Raw genomic sequence first — 12,007 nt, forward strand, 5'->3', positions numbered from 1 at the left:
CGGGTGTTCGCGCAGGGGCGTTGAGCAGGGATTTCGCGCGGTGGCCGGGTCCGGGCGCGGGGCGGGCCGTTTGTCCGGGGGTCGCGGTGGGTAATCGTCGTCCATGCTGGGGCGAGTGGTGGTGGGCGCGGCGATCGGGGCCGGGCTGGGAGCCGCCTGGTGGGGAGTGCGGGAGTTCATCGCCTCCGGGGCCGTGTGCACCAAGGACAACTGGAACTGCCTGGCCATGGGGCTCTTCGCGATCCCGGTCAGCCTGGTGGTCGGCGTGCTGCTCGGGTGGTTCGCGCTCACGCTCCTGCGGTTCGAACGACCGCTGGCGATGGCCGCCGTCGGGATGGCGTTCGCCGCCGTGCTGACGCTGACGACCGTGTGGATCTCGATCCCGGCGAGCGGCGTCCTGGCCGGCGCGCTGGGGTTCGCGCTGGCCGCGCCGGTGACCGCGCGGCACGCGGTCCGCCACGACGCCCGCCGTGGCTGACGCCCCGCGCCGCACCGCCGGCGGCTTCGCGTTCCAGGTGCTGCTGCGCGTCGTCGTCTCGGCGGTGGTCGGCGCGGCGCTGCTGACCGCGTGGATCTGGGCGTACCGGAGCGGCCTGCTGGACCGGGTGGTCGACGACCCGGCGCTGAGCGACTTCCTGCTGCTGGTCGTGGTCGGCCTGCCGGTCGCGCTGGTGTTCAGCTCGCTGCTGGCCGGGCCGGTGCTGTGGGCGTTGCGGGTGCGCCCGGTGTGGCCGGTCGTGCTGGCCGGACCGGTGCTGCTGGGTCTCGCCTACTACTCCGGGCTGCCCGACCGGTTCACCGCGCTCGGCGACAAGTGGACCGTGCTCGTCCTGATGGCCGGTGCCGGCTACGGGCTCGCCGGCCTGGTGACCGTCCCCGCGATGTTCCGGCAGAAGTAGCCGCCGGGCTCACGGGGCCGGTACCGCGTCGAGGGACTCCACCGGCCACCCCTCGTGCTCGCACCAGTCCTCGGCTTCCGCGCGGGTGATCGGCGTGGCGTGGTCCGCCCGGCCGCCGACGGTGTCCCACCCGTCGGGGGCCAGCACGTTCAGCCGTCCGCCGCGCACCGCGAGCAACCGACCGCGCGGAAACGCCATGGTCGGCGCGGTGCGCAGGTAGCGCACGTCCATCTTGACCTCCACCTTTGTCGAGCGTGCATGGTCCACGACGGGAAATGAGGATGCTCGCGGGGGGCTGGGTTCGTACCGTGGAGCCGAACCTGAGGGGGACGACAGAAGTGACTGAGCAGGCGGAGTCACCATCCAACACCGTTGCTCGACGCGTATCCACCGCCGCCACCGTGCGCCGGCTGTGGCCGTACTTCCGGCCGGTGCGCTTCCAGATGATCGCCAGCATGGCCGCTGCCCTGCTGGCCATGCTGTGCGGTCTCGGCATACCGCTCATCACCCAGCGCATCGTGGACGGCCCCATCGCCGACCGCGACCTGGGCGCGCTGCCGCCCATGGTCGGGCTGGTGCTCGCCCTGGGGCTCGCCGAGGCGGGCTTCTTCTTCGCGCGCCGGCGGTTCATCGCGCGCCCGGCGTCCGACGTCGAAGCGCGGATGCGCGCCGGGATGTACCACCACCTGCAAGAACTGCCCGTCTCGTTCCACGACCGGTGGCAGTCGGGGCAGTTGCTCTCGCGCGCCACGACCGACCTGAACACGGTCCGCCGGTTCGTCGCGTTCGTCATCACGTTCCTCGTGGTGAACACGCTGGTCGTGCTGATCGGGCTGGGCGTGCTGTTCTGGCTGTCACCGGTCCTGGGCACGATCGTGCTGACCTGCACCCTGCCACTGGTGGCGCTGTCCTACCTGTTCGAGTCGAAGTTCAAGGTGGTCGCGCGCCGGGCCCAGGACCAGGCCGGTGACCTGACGACGGTGGTCGAGGAGTCGGTGCTCGGCATCCGGGTGCTCAAGGCGTTCGGCCGCGGCCCGCACCTGACCAGGCGGTTCCTGCGCCAGGCGCGGGACCTGCGGGAGACCGAGCTGGCCAAGGTGCGGATCTTCGCCCTGCTGTGGGCGGTGCTGATCGTGCTGCCCGAGCTGGCCATCGCCGGGCAGCTCGCGTTCGGCGCGGTGGGCATCGCGGACGGCTCGGTCAGCGCGGGCACGCTGGTCGCGGCGGTCGCGGTCAGCGCGTACCTGCGCTGGCCCATCGACTCGATCGGCTGGCTGCTGGCGGAGACGAACCAGACCGCGTCGGCGACCGAGCGGTACTTCGAGGTGATGGACGCGCGGGTGACGATCACCTCGCCGGAGGCGGTGACGCCGCTGCCGGAGCGGGTGCGCGGGCACGTGCGGTTCGAGGACGTGCACTTCGCGCACGCGCCCGGGAGCCGGGAGGTGCTGCGCGGCATCGACCTGGACATCCGGCCGGGCGAGACGGTGGCGCTGGTCGGCGCGACCGGCTCCGGCAAGACCACGGTCACCGCGCTGGTGCCCCGGCTGGCGGACGTGACCGCCGGGCGGGTGACCGTCGACGGCGTGGACGTGCGGGACCTGGACCTGGCCGAGTTGCGCCGGGTGGTCGGCGTGGCGTTCGAGGAGCCGATCCTGTTCTCGGCGAGCGTGACCGAGAACATCGCGCTGGGCAGTGCGGACGTGGGCGAAGAGCGGGTGCGCGAAGCCCTGCGGGTGGCGCGGGCCGAGGAGTTCGTGGACGCGCTGCCGTGGGGGCTCGACACCCGGATCGGCGAGCAGGGGCTGTCGCTGTCCGGTGGCCAGCGCCAGCGGCTCGCGCTGGCGCGCGCGGTCGTGGGGCACCCGGCGGTGCTCGTGCTGGACGACCCGCTGTCCGCGCTGGACGTGCACACCGAGGCCGAGGTGGAAGCGGCGCTGCGGCGCGTGCTGCACGGGGTGACGGCGCTGGTCGTCGCGCACCGGCCGAGCACGGTGCAACTCGCCGACCGGGTGGCGATGCTCGTGGACGGTCGGATCACGGCGATCGGCACCCACCGGGAACTGCTGGCGGACAACGAGGGGTATCGCCACCTCCTGTCCACCATGGACGACGAGGAGGTGGTGGTGTGAGCACCGGAACGGTCGGTTCGGGCGTCGCGGGACCGGGGTCCGGGGGGACCGGCGAGGTCGGCGAGGAGAAGTGGCGCGGGGTCGCCGCGGAGGACGTCGAGGAGCTCGACCACTCGACCGGGGTGAAGCTCAAGGCCCGGTCGCGGCGGCTGCTCGGGTCGATGCTGCGCCCGCACTCCCGCGCGGCGGTGCTCGCGCTGGTCATCGTGATCGCGGAGAACGTGGTCAACCTGGCGGGGCCGCTGCTGATCGCGGCGGCCATCGACCGCGGCGTGCCGGCGGCCCTGGACGGGCGGCCGGACGTGCTCATGTGGTGCGTGGGCGGGTACGTCGGGGCGGCGCTGGGCGCGACGGTGCTGCGCTGGGCCTTCGTCCGGCTGTCCGGGCGGATCGGCCAGGACCTGCTGCTGGACCTGCGGGAGCGGATCTTCCGGCACGTCCAGCGGCTGTCGGTGTCGTTCCACGAGAAGTACACCTCGGGCAAGGTCATCTCGCGGCTGACCAGCGACGTGGACTCGTTGCAGGACCTGCTGGAGCAGGGTCTCGACGGGTTCTTCACGTCGATGCTGTCGGTGGTCGGCATCTCGGTCGTGATGCTCGCGCTGGACCCGCCGCTGGCCTTCGCGGTGCTGTTCGGGTTCCTGCCGCTGCTGCTGCTCATCCGGTGGTTCCAGCGCCGGTCGGCGCGGGCGTACCGGGGCACCCGCGGTGCGATCGCGAAGATCATCGTGCAGTTCGTGGAAACCATGAACGGCATCCGCGCGGTGCAGGCGTTCCGCCGGGAGGACCGCAACGAGAAGATCACGGGCGAGCTGAACGCCAAGTTCCGCGACGCCAACACCGACGCGTTCAAGGTGGTGGCCGCGTTCACCTCGCTGGTGCGGGTGATCGGCAACGTGTCGCTGGCGGTGATCCTGGCCTGGGGTGCGTTCCGGGTCGCGGACGGGCAGTTGGAACTGGGCGTGCTGGCGGCGTTCACGCTGTACGTGCGGCGGTTCTACGACCCGTTCGACGAGATCGCGATGTTCGCCAACTCCTACGCGTCGGCCACGGCGGCGCTGGAGAAGATCTCCGGCCTGCTGGAGGAGGTGCCGGCCGTGCCGGAGCCCGACGACCCGGTGCCGCTGCGGGACGTGCACGGGCGGATCGCGTTCGACGGGGTGGAGTTCCGGTACTCGGAGGCCACGCCGGTGGTGCTGCCGCCGTTCGACCTGACCGTGCCGGCCGGGCAGACGGTGGCCCTGGTGGGCGCGACCGGAGCGGGCAAGTCGACGTTGGCGAAGCTGGTCGGGCGGTTCTACGACCCGTCGAGCGGGTCGGTCCTGCTGGACGGGGTGGACCTGCGCTCGGTGGCGGACGCCGACCTGCGGCGGGCCGTGGTGATGGTGACCCAGGAGAACTTCCTGTTCGACGGGTCGGTGGCGGACAACATCGCGCTGGGGCGGCCCACGGCCACCCGGGCGGAGGTGGAGGACGCGGCCCGCGCCGTCGGTGCGCACGATTTCATCGCGGCGCTGCCCGAAGGGTACGACACGGACGTGCGCAAACGCGGTGGCCGGCTGTCGGCGGGGCAGCGGCAGGTGGTGGCGTTCGCGCGGGCGTTCCTGGCCGACCCGGCGGTGCTGGTGCTGGACGAGGCCACGTCGAGCCTGGACGTGCCGTCGGAGCGGTTGGTGCAGGGGGCGCTGGAGACCGTGCTCGCCTCGCGGACGGCGTTCATCATCGCGCACCGGCTGTCGACCGTGATGATCGCGGACCGGGTGCTGGTGCTCGACGGTGGTCGGGTGGTGGAGGACGGCACGCCCGAGGAGCTGATCGGCGGACGTGGGCAGTTCGCCGCGCTGCACACGGCCTGGCGTGACTCGCTGGCGTGATCCGCTGTGAGGAGGGGTGGGTCTGCGGGGTCAGAGGAGGGTCGTGATCAGCGAGAACCACGCGATCAGGACGCCGCCGACGACGCCGTAGGCCACCCAGCGCCAGACCGGCACGTTCCGGGCCAGCCACACGGACGGGGCGATGCCGCCGACCACCAGGACGTTCGCCAGCAGCGCGAGCCACTGGCTGGTCTCGCCCAGGCCCAGCGACAGGGTGACGACCATGAACGTCACCACGGCGGCGGTGAACACGCTGACCGTCAGACCGGTGCCCCAGGGGGTCTTCTCCCGGGGCACCGGTTCCGGTTCGGGTTCCGGGTCCGCTTCGGGTTCCGGATTCGCTCCGGGCGCGGGCTCCGGATCGGCGGCCGGGGCCTCGACGACGTGCCGCTCGCCGGTCACCGGGTCGGTGTACTCGACGGACGTGCCCATGTCGGCGGCCACCCGGCCCGCCAACTGCCGCCCGCGTCGCGCGATGAGCGCGCCCGGGGTGTCGGCGGTCGAGGGGGCGTCGGTGGGATCGGTCGGCTGGGCACCCGCCGGATCAGCCGACGGGGCATCGGTGGGACCGGTCGACGAGGTGTCCGCGCGCAGGACGGCTTCGGCGACCTTCGCCCACTCGTGCAGCGCGTCGGCCAGGCCGGCACCCAGGGGCAGCGTGTGGGGGTCCACCTCCCGCACGCCCGCGTCGTCGTGGCCCGCCAGCACGGCGCGGCCGTCCTGGACCCGCAATTCCACGAATCTCCTCCTCCGGGATGGTGAGTCGACCGTAGTCGGTCTGGCGATCAGGCAGAAGCTTTCCGAAAGACGGGTCGTGGCGGGGCTTCGGGGCGGCTAGGAGATCGCGTAGAAGGCGATGGCACCGGCGGCGGCGACGTTGAGCGAGTCGACGCCCGTCGCCATGGGGATGCGCACGGCCACGTCCGCCGCCGCGATGGCCTCCTCGGTGAGGCCGGGGCCTTCGGACCCGAGCAGGACGGCGGTCCGCCCCGATCTCAGGTCGAGGTCCGCCAGGTTCGTCGCGGAGGGCCGGGGGGTGAGTGCGGCAACGGTGAAACCGTTGCGGCGCACCATGTCCAATCCTTGAGCGAGGTCGGGCAGATGGGCGAACGGGACGCGGAGCACGTGGCCCATCGAGACGCGGACGCTTCGGCGGTACAGGGGATCACTGCACCCCGGACCGAGCAGGACGCCGCCGATGCCCAGGGCGGCGGCGTTGCGGAACAGCGAGCCGAGGTTCTCGTGGTCGCCGACGCCCTCCAGGACGGCGAGGGTGGTCGCCGAACGGGCCAGGTGTTCCGCCGAGGGCCGGGGGGCGCGGTCGGCGACGGCCAGCACGCCCCGGTTGAGGTGGAAACCGACCACCTCGGCCATGACCTCGGCGGACGTGACGTAGGCGGGGGCGGGCAGCGCACCGAGCGCCTCGACCCGGCGGCGCACGCCGAGGAGCGCGCGGACCGGGTAGGGCGAGGCCAGGAGCCGTTCCACCACCACGACGCCCTCGGCGATCACCAGGCCCCGGCCGCCGGGGCGGTCGGGGCGGCGGTCGGCGGTCGAGAGGTCCCGGAAGTCGTCCAGTCGCGGGTCCGCCGGGTCCTCGATCTCGATCACACCGGGCAGTGTCCCATTCCCGACAGGTGAACACCCCTCGTAGTCCAGAGGGCCGAATCGCGAGCCTCCTACCAGCGCATTCTCGCTGATTGTTACCTGAAGGTAACAGAGAGCACCGATTTGGGCGCTGGCGGGCGGGTGGTTGCTGTGTCACGGTGGGCCTCCGCTGAGCCCGCCGGAACAGCCCGACCGATTGGGAGGCGGCATGGGTAGCAAGGTGTCCAGTCGGACGTTCACCAGGGAAGACCGCCAGCGCTACCGCGAGCGGGTCCAGCGGTGCCTGGACGCCCTGGGGACGATGCTGGCCGAGGGCAGCTTCTCCTTCCCCCGCCAGCAGATGGGGCTGGAGATCGAGCTGAACCTGGTCGACGACGACTGCCGGCCCGCGATGGCCAACGCCGAGGTGCTGGAGAAGATCGGCGACCCGTCGTTCACGCTGGAACTGGGGCAGCACAACCTGGAGGTCAACGTCCCGCCCCGGGAACTGGCCGGGGACGAGACGCTGGACCTGGAGAAGGAGCTGCGCGAAACCCTGTCGTCGGCGGACGACAAGGCGCACGACGCCGGCGCGTCGATCGTGATGATCGGGGTGCTGCCCACGTTGCGGCACGAGCACTTCGACCGGCGGTGGCTGTCCCACTCCCCGCGCTACGGCCTGCTCAACGACCAGATCTTCGCCGAGCGGGGCGAGGAGACGGTGCTGTCGATGGAGGGCTCGCCGATGCCCGACTCGTCCGCCGAGAAGTTGTTGAGCTACGCGGAATCCATCGTCCCCGAAGCGGCCTGCACGTCGGTCCAGCTCCACCTCCAGGTCGCGCCGGACGACTTCGCGGCGCACTGGAACGCGGCCCAGGCGCTGGCCGGGGTGCAGGTGGCGATCGCGGCCAACTCGCCGTTCCTGCTGGGGCGGGCGCTGTGGCACGAGACGCGGATTCCGCTGTTCCTCCAGGCCACCGACACGCGGACGGTCGAACTGCGCAACCAGGGCGTCCGGCCCCGGGTGTGGTTCGGGGAGCGGTGGATCACCTCGATCTTCGACCTGTTCGAGGAGAACGTGCGGTACTTCCCCGCGCTGTTGCCGGAGACCGGCGACGAGGACCCGTTGGACGTGCTGGGCGCGGGCGGCACCCCGTCGTTGACCGAACTGCGGCTGCACAACGGAACCGTGTGGCGGTGGAACCGGCCGGTCTACGACGTGGTGGACGGCGTGCCCCACCTGCGGGTGGAGAACCGGGTGCTGCCGGCGGGCCCGACGGTGCTGGACACGATGGCCAACGCGGCGTTCTTCTACGGGGCCCAGCGGGCGTTGACCACGATGGAACGTCCGCTGTGGACCCAGATGTCGTTCCACGCGGCGGAGGAGAACCTCTACGCCGGCTCGCGGCACGGGATGGGCGCGCAGCTCTACTGGCCCGGGATCGGGTGGGTGCCGCCGGACGAGCTGGTGCTCCGCCGCCTGCTGCCGCTGGCCCACGAGGGGTTGCGGGCGTGCGGTGTCTCCGATCCCGCCCGGGAGCGGTACCTCGGGGTGATCGAGGCCCGGTGCCTGTCCCGGCGCACCGGATCGCAGTGGCAGCGGGACACGGTGGTGGCGCTGGAGGCTCGCGGTGCTTCGCGGGAGGACGCGTTGAGCGCGATGTTGGCCCGGTACGTGGAGCTGATGCACGGCGGTGAGCCGGTGCACACGTGGCCGGTGGAGGGATAGCGATTCGCCGGTAATGCGGTGGATCGTCGGGTCATCCCCGTACGGGCCGGTCGGCGACGACCACGGCGGTGTCGTACGGGGATGACCCGACTTTTCAGGTGCTGTTGTGCGGTGCTGTTCGCGTCAGCGTCTGCGGCCGGATTTCAAGGGTGCCACGTCCGCTCCGTCGTGGGAGCTGCGGCATTCTTCCGGGGTTACCGCTTCCACCGCGAGGGTGAGCATTCCCTTGACGCCGGTGTAGATGGATTCACCGGCCGAGGCCAGGGAGGTGTGCACCCGGTTCGAGTCGGAGAAGTCGCGCTCGTCCTTGCTGCGCTTCTTGCCCGCTTCTTCGGGTTTCGTGGCGCTGCGGAGGTTGATCTCCAGCCACGCGGCCACCTCCGCCGGGGTGGTCAGGACCTCTTCCGGGGTGCGTTCCAGGCGCTCCTGCCTTGGCGAGGCGTGGTCCAGGGACGTGTGTTCGACGTAGGCGTGCCAGTGCGTGTTGCGCAGTGACCACGTCTGCTCGACCGGCCAGTCCTCCTCGGTGCCCATGGGGTCATCTTGCCAGGGTCCGCACGTCCGGCGGGGGGTCTACCCCCACCGCGTCGGCCGTTCTCCCGGTGATCGCCCGCCCAGGGGGTGGCCGGACCCGGGAGAGCGGGGTTTCCAGTCCGCTGTGGACGCCTGGGCGGTCCTTCGACCCGGCGTCGCGGCGGACGCCCGCTCTCGCCCGCTCGCGGATGGCCGAACTCGTCGCGGGTCCGCACGCGCGTTCGGCGAAGTCGGCCGCGCCGGTCCGTCCCGCCAGGTGGTCGTGGAGCGACTCTCCCGGGTGGACGGAGGCGGTCGCGGTGCCCTCGTGGGGTGCGGGTTCCCCCGAACGGGGTGGATCTGCGCACGCCGTCGGCGCTCCCGAACTGTGCGGTGACCTGCGGGGACAGCGAATCCACCGCTATGAGCACGGTCCTCGGAGCGAACGCCGGGGACGCCTTGTGAACGGTCGGCGCGGGCGCATTCCCGATCGTGGGAAAAAAACTTGTGATCACCACCCCGGTTTCGGGCCGGGGCTATTGCAAGTAGATTGCACGTACTTGAGCGTTGCAACGAGGGGATAGTCATGGCCCAGTACGTGCTGCCGGATCTCGACTACGACTACGCCGCTCTCGAACCGGCGATCATCGGTGAGATCAACGAGCTGCACCACAGCAAGCACCACGCCGCCTACGTCAAGGGTGCCAACGACACGATCGACCAGATCGCCGAGGCGCGCGACAAGGACTCCTTCGGCTCGATCGTGGGCCTGGAGACGACGTTGGCGTTCCACCTGGCCGGCCACGCGCTGCACCAGGTGTGGTGGAAGAACCTGTCGCCCAACGGCGGCGACAAGCCCGTCGGCGAGCTCGCGGCGGCCGTGGACGAGCACTTCGGCTCGTTCGACAAGCTGCGCGCGCAGCTCGGTGCCGCCGCGTCGACCATCCAGGGCTCCGGGTGGGGCATCCTCGCGTGGGAGCCGGTCGGTCAGCGGCTGATCACCCAGCAGCTCAAGGACCACCACTCGAACCTGTCGATCGCGACCACGCCGCTGCTGGTGTTCGACATCTGGGAGCACGCGTACTACCTCCAGTACCGCAACCTCAAGGCGGACTACATCTCCGCCCTGTGGAACGTCGTGAACTGGGATGACGTGAACGCGCGCTTCGAGGCCGCCCGCGCCGGCCAGAACGGGCTCCTGCTGCCCGCGCAGTAGTCCCGCGCAGTAGTCCCGCTCCGGGAGTGCGGCGGTGGGACGCTCCGACGACCTCACCGCCGGTACGACGAGGCCCCGCCACCCGGCGGTACGACCGGGAGGCGGGGCCTCGTCTGTTCCCGAACTGACTGCCGCTCCCACCACGAAGCGACGAGACTTAGGTTAGCCTAACTTCGCTTCCAGGGGAAGTCCGACCTGCCGAATCTCGCGCCGTCGACCGTTTCCGCAGTTCGGAGGCCCGAGCGGCCGGTCGGAGTCGCTAGGGTCGGACGCGGCGGCGCAGGCCGAAGCGGTGGGTGGGGAGGGTCAGGCCGCCCCGCCTGGCCAGGACCAGCCCGCCCACGACGGCCGCCAGGATGGACACGACACCGCCCGCCACGAGGGGGGCGCGGGCCGTGAAGTGCTCGGCCAGCCAGCCCATGACGGGGCCGCCCACCGGGTTCCCGCCCAGGAACACCAGCATGTACAGGCCCATCACCCGGCCCCGCATGTCCGGGCTGACGGCCAGTTGCACGGTGGCGTTGGCGGTGGTCGTGAAGGTCATCATGGCGATGCCCACCGGGATCAGGACCACGCCCACGAGCAGCAGCGAGGGCATCAGGCCGGCCGCGATCTCCAGGACGCCGAACGCCAGCGCGCCCAGGATGAGCAGGCGCAACCTGGGTTTGCCCTTGGCGCTGCGGCGGGCGGCCAGGGTCGCGCCGGCCAGGGTGCCCACCGCGAGCATGGTGGACAGCAGGCCGTAGGCGCTCGCGTCGCCGCCGAAGGTGTTGCGGGCGATCACCGCCAGGGTCACGTAGAAGTTCAGGCCGAACGTGCTGATGAAGAAGACCAGGCAGAGGAGGATCACCAGGTCCGGCCGGCCCCGCACGTAGCGCAGGCCCTCGCGCAACTGGCCCTTCTCGCGGGGCACCGGGTCGCCCCGGTGCAGCTCCGCCGGGTTCATCAGCAGCAGGCCCGCGATCACGCCGATGAAGCTGACCGCGTTGATCAGGAACACCCAGCCGGTGCCCACGAAGATGATCAGCCCGCCGGCCACCGCCGGGCCGACCATGCGGGCCAGGTTGAACGTCATCGAGTTGAGCGCCACGGCGTTGGTGAGCTGGTCCCGGCCGACCATCTCGACCACGAACGACTGGCGGACCGGGGTCTCCACCGCCGACACCGCGCCCAGCAGGAGGCACAGGAGGTAGACGTGCCACAGCTCGGCCACGCCGGTGACGTCCAGGACGCCCAGCACCAGGGCGCACAGGCCCAGCCCGGTTTCCAGGAACAGCAGCAGCCTGCGCTTGTCCAGGCGGTCCGCGAGGACGCCCGCCCAGAGGGACAGGAAGAGGGTGGGTGCGAACTGGAGGGCCGCGGCGATGCCCAGGGCGACCGGGGAGCCGTCGGACAGCTCCAGCACCAGCCAGTCCTGCGCGACCCGCTGCATCCACAGGCCCACCAGGGACACGACCTGGCCGGACGCGTAGAGGCGGTAGTTGCGCACGCGCAGCGAGCCGAACATCCGGCGCTTGGCCGGCGGGGGTGGCGCTGCGCCGCGATCGGTCCGATCGGTCTCCGCACCACCCGCGTACGCCGGCACCCGCTACTGCCCCGCCATCCTGTCGATGATCTCGGCGGCGCGCGAGAGCACGCCCCGTTCCTCCGGTGTCAGCTCGGCCAGCCGCTTGTCCAGCCACGCCTCGCGGGCCGACACCTCGTCGTTGATGTACCCCATGCCCGACTCGCTCAACTCCACGATGGCCTGCCGGCCGTCGGTGGGGTGCGGTCGCCGGGTCGCGAAGCCGTACTCCTCCAGCGCCGCGATCACCCTCGTCATCGACGGGGGCTGGACGCCTTCCTTCGCGGCCAGCTCGCCCGGCGTCAGCGGTCCGCTCTTGTGCAGGGTGGACAGCGCGGACACCTGGGTGAGCGAGATCGCGGAGTTGATCCGCTGGGCGCGCAGCCTGCGCGTGAGCCGGACCACGGCCAGCCTCAGCCGGCTCGCCAGCCCTTCCTCCGCGTCGACTTCCGCCACGTAGTTAGCATACCTCACGATCTCGCACCCGTCGTGG

The 12,007-nt window shown here is 71.4% G+C and carries 12 protein-coding genes; 6 read left to right on the forward strand and 6 right to left on the reverse strand.

The annotated features are described in order from the left end of the window. The first annotated feature begins 103 nt into the window (after positions 1–103). Positions 104–478 carry a hypothetical protein gene (locus AB0G01_RS01325; protein ID WP_360938235.1) on the forward strand — a complete coding sequence of 125 codons (375 nt, stop codon included), beginning with the start codon at positions 104–106 and terminating at the stop codon, positions 476–478. Then, positions 471–899: a hypothetical protein gene (locus AB0G01_RS01330; RefSeq protein WP_360938238.1), complete on the forward strand. Its 429-nt coding sequence runs from the start codon at positions 471–473 to the stop codon at positions 897–899. The genes AB0G01_RS01325 and AB0G01_RS01330 overlap by 8 nt, the downstream gene beginning before the upstream one ends. A gap of 9 nt (positions 900–908) precedes the next feature. On the opposite strand, the gene AB0G01_RS01335 is transcribed toward AB0G01_RS01330, so the two are convergent. Further along, positions 909–1,142, reverse strand: coding sequence for a hypothetical protein (locus tag AB0G01_RS01335; RefSeq protein ID WP_360938241.1), 234 nt, complete (start codon positions 1,140–1,142; stop codon positions 909–911). Between the two features lie 158 nt (positions 1,143–1,300). On the opposite strand from AB0G01_RS01335, the gene AB0G01_RS01340 reads away from it, so the two are divergent. Further along, the gene (locus AB0G01_RS01340) at positions 1,301–3,031 is read left to right on the forward strand and encodes an ABC transporter ATP-binding protein (protein WP_360938244.1); all 1,731 of its coding nucleotides are present in this window, start codon (positions 1,301–1,303) and stop codon (positions 3,029–3,031) included. Beyond that, positions 3,028–4,905: an ABC transporter ATP-binding protein gene (locus AB0G01_RS01345; protein ID WP_360938247.1), complete on the forward strand. Its 1,878-nt coding sequence runs from the start codon at positions 3,028–3,030 to the stop codon at positions 4,903–4,905. Before AB0G01_RS01340 ends, AB0G01_RS01345 begins: the two co-directional genes overlap by 4 nt. Before the next feature lie 30 nt (positions 4,906–4,935). On the opposite strand, the gene AB0G01_RS01350 is transcribed toward AB0G01_RS01345, so the two are convergent. Beyond that, positions 4,936–5,643, reverse strand: a complete 708-nt coding sequence (locus AB0G01_RS01350) for a DUF2537 domain-containing protein (protein ID WP_360938250.1) — start codon at positions 5,641–5,643, stop codon at positions 4,936–4,938. A gap of 96 nt (positions 5,644–5,739) precedes the next feature. Next, positions 5,740–6,525 (reverse strand): RNA methyltransferase, encoded by a 786-nt coding sequence (locus tag AB0G01_RS01355; protein WP_360939832.1) that lies wholly within the window; start codon positions 6,523–6,525, stop codon positions 5,740–5,742. Positions 6,526–6,721: 196 nt separating this feature from the next. Here AB0G01_RS01355 and AB0G01_RS01360 point away from each other — a divergent pair, with 196 nt between their 5' ends. Next, the gene (locus AB0G01_RS01360; protein WP_360938253.1) at positions 6,722–8,221 is read left to right on the forward strand and encodes a glutamate-cysteine ligase family protein; all 1,500 of its coding nucleotides are present in this window, start codon (positions 6,722–6,724) and stop codon (positions 8,219–8,221) included. Positions 8,222–8,344: 123 nt separating this feature from the next. On the opposite strand, the gene AB0G01_RS01365 is transcribed toward AB0G01_RS01360, so the two are convergent. Continuing rightward, positions 8,345–8,755 (reverse strand): hypothetical protein, encoded by a 411-nt coding sequence (locus tag AB0G01_RS01365; RefSeq protein ID WP_360938256.1) that lies wholly within the window; start codon positions 8,753–8,755, stop codon positions 8,345–8,347. Positions 8,756–9,320: 565 nt separating this feature from the next. On the opposite strand from AB0G01_RS01365, the gene AB0G01_RS01370 reads away from it, so the two are divergent. After that, a complete protein-coding gene (locus tag AB0G01_RS01370) occupies positions 9,321–9,950 on the forward strand; it encodes a superoxide dismutase (protein WP_015097982.1) in 630 nt (209 codons plus the stop codon). Between the two features lie 259 nt (positions 9,951–10,209). Here the strand turns inward: AB0G01_RS01370 and AB0G01_RS01375 are convergent, their stop codons facing one another. Then, positions 10,210–11,535: an MFS transporter gene (locus AB0G01_RS01375; RefSeq protein ID WP_360938260.1), complete on the reverse strand. Its 1,326-nt coding sequence runs from the start codon at positions 11,533–11,535 to the stop codon at positions 10,210–10,212. 3 nt (positions 11,536–11,538) lie between these two features. Continuing rightward, entirely contained in the window at positions 11,539–11,970 is a 432-nt protein-coding gene (locus tag AB0G01_RS01380) for a MarR family transcriptional regulator (protein WP_360938263.1), read from the reverse strand. Positions 11,971–12,007: the final 37 nt, after the last annotated feature.

The organism is Actinosynnema sp. NPDC023587 (assembly GCF_040640215.1).
Lineage (GTDB): Bacteria > Actinomycetota > Actinomycetes > Mycobacteriales > Pseudonocardiaceae > Actinosynnema.

Coding starts and splice junctions, on each gene's coding strand:
- AB0G01_RS01325 (WP_360938235.1), top strand. CDS start 104: ATGCTGGGGCGAGTGGTGGTGGGCGCGGCGATCGGGGCCGGGCTGGGA.
- AB0G01_RS01370 (WP_015097982.1), top strand. CDS start 9,321: ATGGCCCAGTACGTGCTGCCGGATCTCGACTACGACTACGCCGCTCTC.
- AB0G01_RS01360 (WP_360938253.1), top strand. CDS start 6,722: ATGGGTAGCAAGGTGTCCAGTCGGACGTTCACCAGGGAAGACCGCCAG.
- AB0G01_RS01365 (WP_360938256.1), bottom strand. CDS start 8,755: ATGGGCACCGAGGAGGACTGGCCGGTCGAGCAGACGTGGTCACTGCGC.